The sequence below is a fragment of the Kitasatospora sp. NPDC093679 genome, from assembly GCF_040683455.1.
Taxonomy (GTDB): domain Bacteria; phylum Actinomycetota; class Actinomycetes; order Streptomycetales; family Streptomycetaceae; genus Kitasatospora; species Kitasatospora arboriphila.
In genome coordinates, this window is record NZ_JBFBDW010000025.1 from 34870 (window position 1) to 48389 (window position 13520).

Below are 13520 nucleotides of genomic sequence, written 5' to 3' on the forward strand. Positions count from 1 at the left end.
GCGCCGGGAAACCACCGGACCGGGCGAATCCCGTCCCTACCGTCGGATCCGTGACGAGCTTGCTTGAGAGCCCGGTGGCCTCCGCCGGGGCACCGGTCCTGCACGCCTACGGGCAGCACGTGGACGGCCTGTTCACCTACTGCCTCTCCGTCCTGTGCGAGCACGACGCCGCCGTGGCCGCCGTCGCCGAGGTCCGCGACCTGGCGCTGCGGCACGGCGGCCGGCTCGCCGACCCGGCGCTCCGCCGGGCCTGGCTGTACGCCCTGGCCCGGCACTGCTGCCTGCGCCGCCTGGAGTCCGGGGCCGAGGCCGCCTTCACCGGCGCCCCCGTGCGCGAGCCCGCGCCGCCGACCGGCACCCGGTCCGGTCCGCCCGCCCCCGCCCCTGTCCCTGCCGGGAAGGTGCGCGCCGGACGGGCCGGGGCGGGCGGACGGGCCGCGGGCGCGGCGAAGGCCCCGCGCGCCGCGGGCGGCGCGGGCGGCGCGCGCACGACGGCCACGGGGACCGGCACCGCCACCGGCACGGGCGGGATCGGCCCGGCCCGCGCGGCCGGGGCCGCCGTGCTCGCCCAGCGCCGCGAGGAGCTGGCCCGGCTGGCCTGGCCCGAGGCGGCCGGCACCGGCCCCGAGCAGCGCGAGGCGCTGGAACTGGCGGTCCGTCACGGGCTGGCGCCGGAGGAGGTGGCGGCCGTGCTGGCCGTACCGCTGCCGGCCGCCGAGGAGCTGCTGGAGACGGCCGCCGCCGAGGTCGGGCGCACCCGCGCGGCCCTGTTGGTGCTCGCCGCGGGCGGCTGCCCGGAGCTCGCCCAGCTCGGCGGGGCGGGCGCGGAGGGCCGCAGCGGCTGGGTGCTCGGCCCGGCGCTCCGCCGCGAGCTGGTGCAGCACGTGGTGGACTGCCCGACCTGCCGCGGCACCACGGAGCGGGTGGCGGCCGAACCGCAGCCCGGTCCGGCCGGCCTGGCGGACACGGCGGGGCTGCCGCTGCTGCCGGCGCCGGTGACGGTGCGGGTGGCGACCACCGCGGCCCAGGTCCCGGGCGGGGCCGCGGGCGCGGCCTTCCTGGCGGGCGCGGCGGCCGGCCGGCGGCTGGCCGCCGCACCCGGCCAGGGGCCCGCGGCGATCCGATTCGACCAGCGGGGCTTCCCCCGGCACCGGGCCCCCTCCACGGGGCTGGCGGTGGTCCGGCAGCGGGTGGTGACCACCGGTGTCCTGGCGGCCGTCCTGACGGCGCCGGTGGTGGCGCTGTGGGCGGCGTACCGCGGTGGCGGCGAGGGAGTCGGGTCGGCCTCGCCGGTCTCCTCCGTCCGGGTGGACTCACCGGGGCTCTCCCCGGACGCGTCCGGGGAGGAGCAGCCGACCGTGCCGGACGCCGTCGCCGACGGGAACGGTGCGGAGCAGGGCGACGGCCTGCGACTGGCGGGGGCGTCGACTGCAGAAACGTTGCTGCCCGTGGTCGAGGGTGCCGCCGTCCCGGTGCCCTCGCACGGCTCCCGCAAGCTGGCCGCGGCCGAGGTCGCTCCCGCGGCACCGACGCCGCCCGCCCGGCCGGGGCAGCTCTCCGTGGAGGCCAGCGAGTGGGGCAACCGCACGGTGATCACCCTCACCAACTCAGGCGGTACCGGCATCCACTGGCACGCCGTGGTCGAGGTGGGCTGGCTGCGGCTCAGCCGGGACGAGGGCACCCTGGAGCCCGGTCAGCGGATCACCGTGACGGTGACGGTGGACGAGGAGCGCGTCCCGGCCGGGCACTGGACGGCGAGGATCGCGCTGCCGCCGTCGGAGGCCGTGGTGACCCTGGAGGGCGGGCCCGTCCAGCGCGGTGGGCAGCCCGACGGTCCGTCGGACAGCGGCTCGCCCGCCCCCGCCACCCCCACCGGCACGCCCGGCACGGGTTCGGGCGGCACCGGCTCCGGGGGCACCCCGTCCGGCGGCACCGGCTCGGGCGGCAGCTCCTCGGAGCCCGGCGGCAGCCGGAGTCCCGAGCCGGGCGGCACGGGCGGTACCGGTGGGACGGGCGGCAGCGGTGGGACAGGCGGGACCGGGGGCGGGTCGGGCGGTGCGTCCGGTCCTGCCGGTGACCCCTCGCCGCCGGCCGCCGAGGGCTCCGGTCCGGCGCACGGCAGCGATCCCGCACCGGGTCGGGACGCCGCCTCTCCGCCGCCCTCCGGCGGCGCCACCCCCTGAGCCCGGCCCGGCCCCGGCCCTGACCGGACCGCCCCGGCCCGCCGTCCGGTCAGGGCTGCGCGGCCCCGGTCCGCCGTCCGGTGTCGTCCACCGCGCGGTCCCAGACCGGGTCGACGGCGATCATCCGGAGCTGGTCGACGGTCAGCGGAGGGTCGGTGCGGCTGGCGGTCTCGCCGACCTCGGAGGAGTTCCACTCGGTGACCGAGACCCGCTTGCCGGACGCGGTGGCGAGCAGGCACCACCAGGACTTGGCCCCGGTGTCGGCGTAGCCGGACTTCCAGGTCATCAGGGCGGAGCCGTCCGGCAGCTCCGCCCGGCTGCAGGTCACCTCGGGGTGCCTCGGCTCGGGGCACGCGGTGGACTGCAGCACCGTCCGCACGGTGTCGCGCCAGACCGCCGTCCGGACGCCGGCCCGGCCGTGGCCGTCGTCCACGGTGATCTCCACCAGCGGCGCCGTTCCGGCCTCGGCGGAGCCGGCCGTCCCGGTGCCGCGGACGTCGACGATCCGCCAGCCGTCCAGGTGCGGTCTGAGGGCCGCCACCATCTCCTGGTCGGTCATCCCCGAGCCGGCGGCGGAGTCCGCCGCCGTCCGGTAGGACCGGCCGGGGCCGCCGGGGACGGTCGCCAGCAGGGCTCCGCCGCCCGCGATCACGGCCAGTGCGGCCGTCCCGCCGATCACGGAGGCGACCCGGCGGCGGCGCAGGGCCCGACCGCGCTCCACGGCGCCGAGCACGATCTGCGGGCGGTCGGCCAGGAAGCCGTCACCGGCCTCCCGGAAGAGCTGGACGAGCTCCTCCTCGGGGAGTGGCTCGGGTGCGTCGGACATGGCTGGTTCACCGTCTCTGCGGTCGGATCGGGTGGTTCTCGATGGTCGGACGGGGTGGTCGGACGGGAACGGTCGGGCGGTGCGGCGCTCGGGGCGGGCACGGTCAGCGCAGGGCGAGGTCGGGGAGGGCGTCGCCGATCAGCGCCCGCAGCCGGGTGAGCGCCCGTGAGGTCTGCGTCCGGACGGCGCCCGGACTGGCCCCCAGCAGTTCCGCGGTCTCCTCGACGCTGACGTCCTCCCAGTAGCGGAGGACCAGGACGGCGCGGTCCCGCGGCGAGAGCCGGGCGAGCGCCTCGATCAGGGTGACCCGCAGCGAGGAGTCGCCGGCCGGGGCGGCCCGGTCCGGCAGGTCACCGACCGGGCGCTCGGTGCTGCTGCGGCGCCGGACGTGCGAGAGGAACAGGCGGTAGAGCACGCCCTGGGCGTAGGCCGCGGGGTTGTCGATCCGCTTGGTGCCGGGACGCCAGCCGCCGGTGCGCCAGACCGCGTACATCCGGCCGAGCGTCTCCTGGACGAGGTCCTCGGCGAGGTGGGTGTCGCCGCCCGTCAGCAGGCAGGCGGAACGGTAGAGAGGGCTCGATCGGGTCGCCGCGAACTCCAGGAACTCGTCGTCCCTGGCGCCGCGTCCCGGTCCTCCCCCGGCCATGCCCGTCCCCTCCTCCCCGCTCCGCGCTCCCCCCGCTGTGCGCTTCCTCCTGTAGGACGCGCCGGGGACGGCACGGCGTTACAGCCCGCACCGCCCATTTTCCGGACGGCCGTTCGGGTGCGACGGGGCGGGCGGGTGCGGGGCAGGGCCGGGGCGGGGCTCAGGGGCCGGGGAGCAGCGGCGGCCGCTGCCAGCGGCCGTCGAGGACGGTGGGCTCGGGGCCGTACACCCGCAACACGGCCATGAAGGGCCCGGCCGGGACGGGCAGCCAGTTGGCCTGCTCCCGCGGGTCCTCGGGGCGTTCGTGGCGGAGCCGGAGGGTCAGGCCGCCGTCCTCGTCGGCGGTGAGGCCGGGGGTGCGGTCGCCGATCGAGTACCGGTCGACGGGGTTGTCGACGAGCAGCTGGTCGGGCAGTCCGTAGACGGTGACGGACCAGAAGTACCGGGCGGGCGGGCGGCCCCCGGGCGGGAAGCGGAGGAGGTAGGAGCGGACCGAACCGTCCAGCGGGCGGCCGCCCGCACCACCCCGGCCGCCCGCGCTGCCCAGGCCGCCAGCGCTGTCCGGGTCCTCCTCGGTGGTCCAGGCGGTGTACCAGGCCTCCTCGACCGGCAGTCCGTACAGGCCGCGCAGCACACCGATCGCCCGGCCGAGGTGGTCGGTGCCGAGCTGGACCCTCGTCCCGAACAGGGCGGTGGAGTCGTGGCTCCCGGCCACCGCCGCGCTCAGCCTGGTCCGGGCGTCGGCGATTCCCCGGGCCATCGCCCCACGGATCCCCAGGGGCAGCGCGGCGGGTTCGAAGTCCCCGGTTCCGACGCCGAGTTCGGCGAGGCGGCGGCGCAGGTCGGCGTCGGCCGGCAGCACCGGGAAGAAGCCCAACAGGAAGTCCAGGAAGGAGAAGAACTCCAGGCCGTCGAGGACCTCCTCGCGCCAGACCGGCCAGACCGGGTCGGGTGCGGACGGCGGCGGTTCGGTGCCCAGGTGGGCGCTGAGCGGGCGCAGCCGGTAGCCGGCCTGGACCCGCTCCAGGGCGGGGACGTCCTCGGGCCCCGCCAGGTGGGTCCGTCCGACGATGCCGACCAGCCGGGTGTCGGCGTGCAGGACGCCGTCGAAGCCCTCGCCCGGGGTGCCGCGGTGGTCCGGGCCGAGGACGAGGTGGCGGCCGGCGCCGTTGCCGGTGGTGCGGGAGCCGACGAAGCCCACGTAGCAGGTGTCGAGGTCGTGCAGCGGCAGCACGTGGTAGCGGTCGGTGGCCGGGACCTCCAGCACCCACGGCTCGGCCCGCAGGTCGAGCCAGGCCAGCGAGTACGGGGTGTCGTTGTTGGGGGTGACGACGTCGGTGTTGGCCGGGGTGAAGGGGTGCGGGTAGTGGCGGAAGACGCCGAAGCCGCCGACGTAGCGGGGGTCCGCCTCGTCGACGGCCTGCGCGTGGAGCGTCCGGTAGTTCTCCAGCATCGGCAGCCCCCAGATCCAGGCCTCCGCCGCCGTGCCCCGCACCGTGGCCTCGTCCACCAGAACCGGATTACCCATGCCGCCACACTCCCCTCGGACGAATCGGCATGAAGTGAGACTAATGACCCGTCGGCCCGGCCGGTGGCCGACGCCGCCGCCGGTCCGCCAGGAGTGAACGCCCGTGTGCGGACGGACCGCGCCGGAGAGGGTCACCGGTATGAACATCCTCATCCTCGGCGGCTCGTCCTTCCTCGGCCGGGCCTACGTCTCCGACGCCCTCGCCCGCGGTCACCGGGTCACCACCTTCAACCGCGGCGTCACCGGGCCCGACCGGCCCGGCGTCGAAGCCGTCCACGGCGACCGCACCAGAGCGGAGGACCTCGCCCGGCTCGTCGACGGCCGCAGCTGGGACGCCGTCGTCGACACCTCCGGCCAGCAGCCGCACGCCGTCGCGCAGGCCGCCCGGCTGCTGCGCGGCCGCGCCGGCCACTACAGCTTCGTCTCCTCGATCCACGCCTTCGCCGACTGGCCCGCCCGGCCGGTGGACGAAACCTCCGCAACCTTCGACTGCCCGGCCGACACCCCGCCGGACCAGCCCCCCGCCAACGCCCTGAAGGCCGGCTGCGAGCGTGCCGTGACGGAGCACTTCGGCGAGAACTCCACACTGCTCAACTGCGGTCTGCTGATCGGTCCGCACGAGAACGTCGGCCGACTGCTCTGGTGGCTGGAGCGGATCGCCCGCGGCGGGCAGGTGATCCTCCCCGGCGATCCGGAGCGCCCCATGCAGCTGATCGACGCCCGCGACTTCGCCGCCTTCGGACTCGGTCTGCTGGAGCAGGGCCGGACCGGCCGGTACGTCACCACCGGGCCGGCCGGCGGGACCACCATGGGCGCGATGCTGCGCGCCTGCGCCGAGTCCACCGGCGCCGACGCCGAGTTCGTGCCCGTCGCCGACGGGGCGCTGCTCGCCGCCGGGGTCGCACCCTGGACGGAGCTGCCGCTGTGGACGCCCGACGAGCCCGACTGGGCCGGCATCTGGCGGGCCGACACCTCCCGGGCCCGGGAGGCCGGCCTGCGCAACCGGCCCGTCGAGGAGACCGTCCGCGGCACCTGGGCCTGGATCGGGCGGCGCGGCCCCCGCGACGCCCCCTACACCCAGGGCGGGACGCCGCTGGGCATCGCCGAGGAGAAGGAGAAGGAACTCCTCGCCGCCGCAGGGGCGGCCGGGGGCGCCTGACGGCCGCGGCCCGGTGCCGACGGTCCTCTCGTCAGTGGGAGCGCCGGGTGACGAGTTCGGCGAGGGCGAGCAGGTCGTCCGCCTCGGAGGGGTCGGGGATGGCCTCGGCGAGGTGGGCGATGGCCGAGGCCATCCGTTCGCAGGACTCGCCCTGGGCCCAGCTGCGGCCCCCGGCCCGGTCGACCGCGGCCGCGGCCCGCTGCAGTTCGGCGGCGTTGAGCGGACGGTCCAGTGCGTAGAGCGCGGCGAGCTCGGCCGCGGCGGCGGTGCCGCTGCTCAGCGCGTACACCACCGGCAGCGACTTCTTCCGGGCGGCGAGGTCGGCACCGACGGGCTTGCCGGTGACGGCCGGGTCGCCCCAGATGCCGATGAGGTCGTCGATCAGCTGGAAGGCCAGGCCGATCTCCCGGCCGAAGGCGTCCATCACGTCGGCGACCGCCTCGCCCGCCCCGGCGTAGAGCGCGCCCACGGCGCAGGCGCAGCCGAGCAGGGCCCCCGTCTTGCCCTCGGCCATGGCCAGGCACTCCGCCAGGGTGACGTCGCTGCGCTGCTCGAAGGAGCAGTCGGCCTGCTGGCCGGCGCAGAGTTCGACCACGCAGTCCGCGAGCCGGCGGACGGCCGCCGGGGCGGCGGGGTGGGTGTCCTCGGCGAGGACGCGCAGGGCCAGGGAGTGCATGGCGTCGCCGGCCAGGATCGCCTCGGTGGTGCCGAACACCCGCCAGGCGGTGGGGCGGTGGCGGCGGGTGCGGTCGCGGTCGATGACGTCGTCGTGGAGGAGCGTGAAGTTGTGCACCAGCTCCACCGCGGCGGCGGCCCGGACGGCGGCGCCGGGGAGGCCGCCGGCCGCCTGGGTGGCGGCGAGCACCAGCGCCGGACGGATCGCCTTGCCGGAGCCGGTCGTGCCGGGCGTGCCGTCCGCCTCCCACCAGCCGAAGTGGTAGCCGGCGATGCGGCGCATCGAGCCCGGCAGGGTGTCGACGGCGGCGCGCAGGCCCGGGTCGACGGTGCTGCGGGCACGGGCCAGCACGTCGGCGGCCTCGTTCCCGTCGGTCTGGTCGCGTTCCGGCGCGAAGATCCCCATGGTGGTCCTCCCCCTCGGTGTGGCGGCACGGGCGGCCGTGCGGCGCCGCCCGTGCCGTGGTGCTGTCTCCTGCTGCTGTCGTGCTCGCGTGCCGTCGTGCAGGTGTGCCGCCCCGTCCGCGGCGGGTGTCCCGGATCAGCCGCGCGGGCCGTCCAGGACGACGTTCTCCAGGACGCCCACCGCGTCCGGGACGAGGATCGCGGCGGAGTAGTACGCGGTGACCAGGTAGGAGATGACCGCCTTCTCGTCGATGCCGGCGAACCGCACCGAGAGGCTCGGCTCGAACTCGTCCGGGATGCCGGTCTGGTGCAGGCCGATCGCCCCCTGCTTGTCCTCGCCGGTGCGCATGGCGAGGATCGGGCTGGTGCCGTCGGTGATCGGGATCTTGTTGCAGCTGAGGATCGGCACCCCGCGCCAGGCCGGCACCCGGCGGCCGTGGACCTCCACCGGGGCGGGGTACAGGCCGCGCCGGTTGCACTCGCGGCCGAAGGCGGCGATCGCCCGCGGGTGGGCCAGGTAGAACTTGGTGCCACGGCGGCGGCTGAGCAGGTTGTCCATGTCGTCGGGGGTGGGCGGGCCGGAGTGGGTCTGGATGCGCTGGCTGTGGTCCGCGTTGGCGAGCAGGCCGAAGTCGGGGTTGTTGACCAGCTCGTGCTCCTGGCGCTCGCGCAGCGCCTCGACGGTGAGCCGGAGCTGGTGCTCGGTCTGGTCCATCGGCTCGCTGTAGAGGTCGGCGACCCGGGTGTGCACCCGCAGCACCGTCTGGGCGACGCTCAGCTCGTACTCGCGGGGGGCGAGTTCGTAGTCGACGAAGGCCGCCGGCAGCTCGTGCTCGCCGGTGTGGCCGGCGGACATCTCGATCGCGGCCTCGCCGTACTTGTTCCGCGGGCGCCGGTCGCCCTCGGCGAGGGCCCGGGCGCGCTCGCGCAGCTCCGGTGCGGTGGCCGCGACCTGCTCGAAGGCGGCACGCGACAGCGCGAGCAGGGTGCCGGCGGTGGTGGCGCGCAGGCCGACCGGCCAGCGGGCGTCCGGGCCGAGCAGCGCCTCGTCGCCCAGGTGGTCGCCGTCGGCGTGGGAGTCGAGCACGGTGGCGTCGCCGTAGCGCCCGGTGCCGTGCCGCTCGACCTTGCCGTGCGCGACCAGCAGCAGCTCGCCGAGCGGTTCGCCCTCGGCCGCCAGCTGCTCGCCGGCCCGGAACTCCCGCTGCACGAAGCCGGCGGCCAGGGCGGCGAGCAGGGCGTCGTCCTGCACGTCGCGCAGCAGCGGCAGCTCGCGCAGCGAGGGCGGCAGGACCTCGACCCGGGAGCCCGTGCGGACGAACGCCACCCGGCCGCTGCCGACCGCGTGGCTGAGCCGGCGGTTCACCCGGTACGTGCCGCCGGACACCTGCACCCAGGGGAGCATCCGCAGCAGCCAGCGCGAGCTGATCTCCTGCATCTGGGGCGCCGACTTGGTGGTGCTGGCCAGATTCCGCGCACCGGCCGTGCTCAGGCTGGACTGCTGCCGCGGCTGCGGCTCTCCCTCCTGCGCATGAACGCCAATGCTGGTTTCGGTCGACATCGAGGAACCCTTCGCGCGAGGCATGCGCACACCGGACGTGCCGCTTTGTCAAAATATGCTGACGCCCATTCGGCCCCGTCCGCAATCACTCGTACGAGTGGTCAATTCGCACCTGCAAATAGTATGAATAGAGCACGCACTCGAAAATGCGGCCCGCCGGCCGAACGTCGCCCGGGCGCCGCCGCGGTCCGAAGCCGGCATGGGCACGTTCATCGTCACCGGGCCGCCGGCCGGCCCGCCCGCGCCGACCGGTGCTGAATTCATCTGACCGCAACATGCCGGAACCCGACGTCACCGGCCCGTCATCGATCACCAACTAGCCTGATGCGCAGGGATGTTGATCGAACGCCAGCACGACACCCCACCCCCCGTCCGCCCGGCCCGGCGCGGGCGCTAAGGTGCCACCTCAAGAGCGCGGCAAGACGCCGGCAGGCAGGCCGCCCCGACCGCGCCCTCCCACCGTTGCGCCCTTTTCCAGGGAGACCCCCGTGAGCGCCCCCGTTCGCGTCTGGCTGAACCGTACCTACGCCGAGAACGTCTTCTTCATCGACCTGTTGCGCGCCGCTCCGCGCCCGGTCGAGATCCATGCCACGCACGTCGACCCGGACTCCCCGGTGCTCGCCGCCGCTGACTTCGGATCACTCGAACCCGAGGGCCTCTCCCCCGAGGCCTACGTGGAATTCGCCTTGGAATTCTGCGCCCGGCACAGCATAGACGTCTTCCTCCCCCGGCTGGGCCAACTCGCGATATCCCTGCGCCGGCGCGACTTCGAGGCGATCGGCACCGCGCTGGTGTGCCCGTCGGCCGCGGCGATCGCCGTCTTCGAGAGCAAGGCCGACGGCTACGCGGCGATGGCCGCGGCCGGCCTGCCGGTGCCGCTGTGGCGGCACGTCCGCACCGCCGACGAGCTGCTCGCCGCGGTCGAGGAGATCGAGGAGGAGGGGTCGACGGCCTGCCTCAAGCCCGCCTCCGGGGCCGGCGGCGAGGGCTTCCGGGTGCTCACCAGGGAGCCGTTCAGCCTGCGCCGACTCACCGGCTTCCCCGACGCGAGCGTCCAGCTCGACCTGGTGCTGAACGCCCTGGAGCAGAGCCCGGAGCCGGCCGACCTGCTGGTGATGCCGCTACTGGAGGGCCCGGAGGTCTCGGTCGACTGCCTCACCTCGCCGGACGGCCGGCTGCTCGCCGCCGTCGGCCGGACGAAGACCCGGCGCCGCCGGACCTTCACCACCGACCCGCGGTACCTGGAGCCCACCCGCCGGCTCGTCGAGACCTTCGGGGTGTCCTACCTCTCCAACGTCCAGTACCGGCACCACCACGGCCGCCCGGTGGTGCTCGACGTCAACACCCGCCCCTCCGGCGGGCTGCACCAGCTCCGGCTGTGCGGGCTCAACCTGCCGTGGACGGCGGTGCAGCTGGCCCTCGGCGAGGCGCCCGCGACCGCCTTCGCCGCCGACCTGCTCGACACCGAGTACACCCTGGTCTCCGGCATCCAGCCGGTGCTGCCGCGGCAGCGCACCCACGCGTGGCAGCTCGGCGCGGCGGCCGCGGCCGTCTGAACCGTCCGGCCCGGAGCGGCCGACGGGCCGGTCAGCCGACCGGCCCGTTCCAGTCCAGCGTCGGCGGCAGCACACCCTCCAGGGTGAGCAGCCAGCGTTTGGTCTCCAGCCCCTGCGGGCCGCCGCCGAACCCGCCCAGTCCGTCCGCGGCCACCACCCGGTGGCACGGCACCAGCAGGGCGAGCGGGTTGGCGCCCATCATCTGCCCGACCGTGCGGGCCGCCAGACCGGGTTCCGCGACGTCCTCGAAGACCCCGCTGCGGGCCGCGAGTTCGCCGTAGGTGATGGTCCGCCCGTAGCCGACGTCCGCCACCAGCCGCTCCAGCACCACGCGGTGCGGCCCGGTGGCGAGGCGCCAGTCGATCGGCAGCTCCAACCGCCGCCTGCGGCCGCCGAAGTACTCGGCCAGCTGCCCGGTGACCGCGTCGACCACCCGGCGCTCGGTGCACTCCGGCACCCCCGCCCCGGCCGCCGGCTCACCCGCGTACGAGACCGCCGCGACGCCCGCAGGCGTGACCGCCAGCCGCATCGGACCGGTCGGCAGTGGGGTCGGCACGGTGATCCGGGACAGCGGCTCCATACCGGCGAACCTACCCCGCGCAGGCGCCCGGCGGGGCCGGCCGTCGAAGACCTCCCCGGACCGTCCGCCCCTGCCGCCCGGCGCCCTCCGCGGAGCGGGCACGCCACGGGCCGGGGCGACGGTTCCGGCCGCCGTCCCGGCCGCGGCCCGCACCCGGAATCCCGACCGGAGAGCCGACCGGAGTCGATCGGCGCCGGTCCGGCCGGGGGCGTCCGGTCAGAGGTGTTCGGCCAGGTACTGCGAGAGGTTCCGGCACCAGCCGGTCAGCTCCTCGCGCGACGCCGCCCTGCCCCGGCAGAGCTCGCCGACCTGGGCGTCGCCGAGCCGGCTGTCGCCGGACGACTCCAGCATGTTCGCCATCTCCCCGAGCACCGTCGACAGCCGCTTGGCGTCGTCGTGGCTCAGCATCACCAGCGCATCGGTGTGGCCGATCGTGACAGAACCGGGCATCGCGACCTCCCGCGGGTCTCGCACGCCTGCTGCCAGGCGTCTTCGGCCCCCCGTCCACCGTACGACCGCCCGGCGGCCCCCGGCGCGCCCAGCCGGAACCGCCCCGGTCGGGCCTGCAGCGAGCACCGCCCGTCCGGCACTCCGATCAACCCTTTGAGACGCCCACGGAGCATCCGGCGCCCCACGACGACGGAAGGGCCGGCCGCGGGGAACGCCCCGCGAGCCGGCCCTTCCGGAATTCCGAACGGAGCCCCCTGTCGGGTTCGAACCGACGACCCCCGCTTTACAAGCCACCTTGCGGCTCCCGGCTGCCAGCATCGCTAGCGTCCGCGGGTGGACAGCGGCTTCACGCATGGATCAGGTCACACATGGATGTTCGCGGTCGTTGATGTCGGCTGCCGATGTCGACGGCTGGACCAGCTACCTGAACAGACACCTTCGTCCCGAAGTAGGCCCTCAGGTCTACGCGACGTGGGAGGCAGCTCAAAGATGCAGCTCAGGGCATCGGGGAACGGTGGTCACCGTTGGCGCCCTGGAGCTTGACCCTCAAGATCCTCTCCAAGACTTCTCCAGGGGCGACACCTTGTCCCCCGAGGCTGGCGGCACCCTGCGCCGCGCCTGGCCGGCACGCCGATGACTGCACCCTCCGTCTCTCGTTGGTCATGGCCGAGGAGTGCAGCGGCGGGCTGATCGCCTGGTGAGGGACCCCCGCCATCACGTCTGTCAGTGTCGCCCGGAAGGATGGTGCCGGGGGCACAGTGGACTAGATGTGCCTCAATGTCGAAGAACTAGGCCACTCAGAGATAGGGTAACTGGCATGCTAGAGGCCAAAGATCCAGTCGTGCTGGACGATGCTGGTCGATATGATCGCGACATAGTCCACCTAGCGCGCGTCGCGATGGCGGGTCGGTCACAAGACGTGCAGACGTTGCTTCAGCGCATGGCGAGGCGGTACCAGGCGACCAACAGCAGTCTCGCCGAGTCGCTGCGGGAGCTACTGCGCTCCGCACCGAGCCTCGACGCGCCAATGAGGAGCCATGGCAACGCGCTCCCTCTTCCTCTCGACGGCGACACCCGCCTCCCACTCATCCGAGCTGATCAACTAGGCCCTGCCCAGTCGCCCGTGTTGGTAGATCCAGTACGAGGCCAGCTCGATCAGCTTCGCGAGGAGCACCTGAACCGCGAGCGCCTCGCGCGGTCAGGCCTGATGCCGAGCCGGTCTGCACTGTTTGTCGGTCCTCCGGGTGTGGGTAAGACGCTGGCAGCTCGGTGGATCGCCGCCGAACTCCGCCGGCCGCTACTCGTCTTGGACCTGTCATCCGTGATGAGCAGCTACCTTGGCCGAACGGGCAGCAACATCCGCAAGGTGCTTGACTACGCGAAGTCGAGCCCATCAGTCTTGCTACTTGATGAGTTGGACACGGTGGCCAAGCGCCGCGACGATTCAGCGGAGGTAGGAGAGCTGAAGAGACTCGTTACAGTCCTCCTCCAGGAAATCGATGATTGGCCCGCCTCTTCCCTCCTCCTCGCCGCAACAAATCATGCCGAGCTGCTAGATCCGGCTGTTTGGCGGCGCTTCGATCAAGTCGTTGACTTCCCGCTTCCTGGGCCGGTCCAGCTCAGGGAGGCGTTGATCCAATACTGCGGCGTGGACGGCTCGAGGGAAGTCATTGACTTTCTCGTAAAGACACTTCAGGGAGCTTCATTCGCTGATGCCGAGCGGCTCGTACTGGGTGCTCGCAGGCGGGCAGCCCTGAAAGACGAGAAGCTTTTTGATGTCCTGCTTGATCTCGGCAGGCAGAGGTTGCGAGAAATGGAAGCCCCTCGCCGAATTCAAATTGCTCTAGACCTGATTGAGGAGTGCTCAATCTCGCAGCGGCGGGCGAGCGAAATTACGGGGGTAAGCCGCGACACAATTCGGCGCAGGCTCGAAAGGTAGTGCTCATTTATC

11 protein-coding genes are annotated in these 13520 nt (G+C 74.2%); 4 read left to right on the forward strand and 7 right to left on the reverse strand.

Annotation, left to right across the window (positions count from 1 at the left end; translation table 11 throughout):
• Nucleotides 1-50: 50 nt before the first annotated feature.
• On the forward strand, nucleotides 51-2183 hold the full coding sequence (locus AB0O09_RS21195) for a sigma-70 family RNA polymerase sigma factor (protein WP_363543412.1): 2133 nt from the start codon (nucleotides 51-53) through the stop codon (nucleotides 2181-2183).
• 49 nt (nucleotides 2184-2232) lie between these two features.
• Here the strand turns inward: AB0O09_RS21195 and AB0O09_RS21200 are convergent, their stop codons facing one another.
• The 3 genes from AB0O09_RS21200 to AB0O09_RS21210 all read right to left on the reverse strand — a co-directional run bounded on the left by AB0O09_RS21200 (nucleotide 2233) and on the right by AB0O09_RS21210 (nucleotide 5183).
• Complete coding sequence (locus tag AB0O09_RS21200) at nucleotides 2233-3009, reverse strand: hypothetical protein (protein WP_363543413.1); 777 nt, start codon at nucleotides 3007-3009, stop codon at nucleotides 2233-2235.
• Between the two features lie 103 nt (nucleotides 3010-3112).
• The gene (locus tag AB0O09_RS21205; RefSeq protein ID WP_363543415.1) at nucleotides 3113-3655 is read right to left on the reverse strand and encodes a SigE family RNA polymerase sigma factor; all 543 of its coding nucleotides are present in this window, start codon (nucleotides 3653-3655) and stop codon (nucleotides 3113-3115) included.
• A 160-nt stretch (nucleotides 3656-3815) separates the two neighbouring features.
• Nucleotides 3816-5183 (reverse strand): DUF1254 domain-containing protein, encoded by a 1368-nt coding sequence (locus tag AB0O09_RS21210; protein ID WP_363543417.1) that lies wholly within the window; start codon nucleotides 5181-5183, stop codon nucleotides 3816-3818.
• Between the two features lie 139 nt (nucleotides 5184-5322).
• On the opposite strand from AB0O09_RS21210, the gene AB0O09_RS21215 reads away from it, so the two are divergent.
• Nucleotides 5323-6342 (forward strand): NAD-dependent epimerase/dehydratase family protein, encoded by a 1020-nt coding sequence (locus AB0O09_RS21215; RefSeq protein ID WP_363543419.1) that lies wholly within the window; start codon nucleotides 5323-5325, stop codon nucleotides 6340-6342.
• A 31-nt stretch (nucleotides 6343-6373) separates the two neighbouring features.
• Here AB0O09_RS21215 and AB0O09_RS21220 read toward each other — a convergent pair whose 3' ends face one another.
• A complete protein-coding gene (locus tag AB0O09_RS21220; RefSeq protein ID WP_363543421.1) occupies nucleotides 6374-7423 on the reverse strand; it encodes a family 2 encapsulin nanocompartment cargo protein polyprenyl transferase in 1050 nt (349 codons plus the stop codon).
• A gap of 135 nt (nucleotides 7424-7558) precedes the next feature.
• Nucleotides 7559-8983, reverse strand: a complete 1425-nt coding sequence (locus AB0O09_RS21225; protein ID WP_363543423.1) for a family 2B encapsulin nanocompartment shell protein — start codon at nucleotides 8981-8983, stop codon at nucleotides 7559-7561.
• A 488-nt stretch (nucleotides 8984-9471) separates the two neighbouring features.
• On the opposite strand from AB0O09_RS21225, the gene AB0O09_RS21230 reads away from it, so the two are divergent.
• Entirely contained in the window at nucleotides 9472-10539 is a 1068-nt protein-coding gene (locus tag AB0O09_RS21230; protein ID WP_363543425.1) for an ATP-grasp domain-containing protein, read from the forward strand.
• Between the two features lie 31 nt (nucleotides 10540-10570).
• Here AB0O09_RS21230 and AB0O09_RS21235 read toward each other — a convergent pair whose 3' ends face one another.
• Both AB0O09_RS21235 and AB0O09_RS21240 read right to left on the reverse strand, forming a co-directional pair.
• The gene (locus AB0O09_RS21235; protein WP_363543427.1) at nucleotides 10571-11119 is read right to left on the reverse strand and encodes a methylated-DNA--[protein]-cysteine S-methyltransferase; all 549 of its coding nucleotides are present in this window, start codon (nucleotides 11117-11119) and stop codon (nucleotides 10571-10573) included.
• A 216-nt stretch (nucleotides 11120-11335) separates the two neighbouring features.
• A complete protein-coding gene (locus AB0O09_RS21240) occupies nucleotides 11336-11569 on the reverse strand; it encodes a hypothetical protein (RefSeq protein ID WP_363543429.1) in 234 nt (77 codons plus the stop codon).
• A gap of 817 nt (nucleotides 11570-12386) precedes the next feature.
• On the opposite strand from AB0O09_RS21240, the gene AB0O09_RS21245 reads away from it, so the two are divergent.
• Nucleotides 12387-13508 (forward strand): ATP-binding protein, encoded by a 1122-nt coding sequence (locus tag AB0O09_RS21245; protein ID WP_363543431.1) that lies wholly within the window; start codon nucleotides 12387-12389, stop codon nucleotides 13506-13508.
• Nucleotides 13509-13520: the final 12 nt, after the last annotated feature.

What these genes read in the sequence shown, in the direction of transcription:
- AB0O09_RS21215 (WP_363543419.1), top strand. Translation starts at nt 5,323, where the DNA reads ATGAACATCCTCATCCTCGGCGGCTCGTCCTTCCTCGGCCGGGCCTAC.
- AB0O09_RS21200 (WP_363543413.1), bottom strand. Translation starts at nt 3,009, where the DNA reads ATGTCCGACGCACCCGAGCCACTCCCCGAGGAGGAGCTCGTCCAGCTC.
- AB0O09_RS21245 (WP_363543431.1), top strand. Translation starts at nt 12,387, where the DNA reads ATGCTAGAGGCCAAAGATCCAGTCGTGCTGGACGATGCTGGTCGATAT.
- AB0O09_RS21210 (WP_363543417.1), bottom strand. Translation starts at nt 5,183, where the DNA reads ATGGGTAATCCGGTTCTGGTGGACGAGGCCACGGTGCGGGGCACGGCG.
- AB0O09_RS21240 (WP_363543429.1), bottom strand. Translation starts at nt 11,569, where the DNA reads ATGCCCGGTTCTGTCACGATCGGCCACACCGATGCGCTGGTGATGCTG.
- AB0O09_RS21220 (WP_363543421.1), bottom strand. Translation starts at nt 7,423, where the DNA reads ATGGGGATCTTCGCGCCGGAACGCGACCAGACCGACGGGAACGAGGCC.
- AB0O09_RS21225 (WP_363543423.1), bottom strand. Translation starts at nt 8,983, where the DNA reads ATGTCGACCGAAACCAGCATTGGCGTTCATGCGCAGGAGGGAGAGCCG.
- AB0O09_RS21205 (WP_363543415.1), bottom strand. Translation starts at nt 3,655, where the DNA reads ATGGCCGGGGGAGGACCGGGACGCGGCGCCAGGGACGACGAGTTCCTG.
- AB0O09_RS21235 (WP_363543427.1), bottom strand. Translation starts at nt 11,119, where the DNA reads ATGGAGCCGCTGTCCCGGATCACCGTGCCGACCCCACTGCCGACCGGT.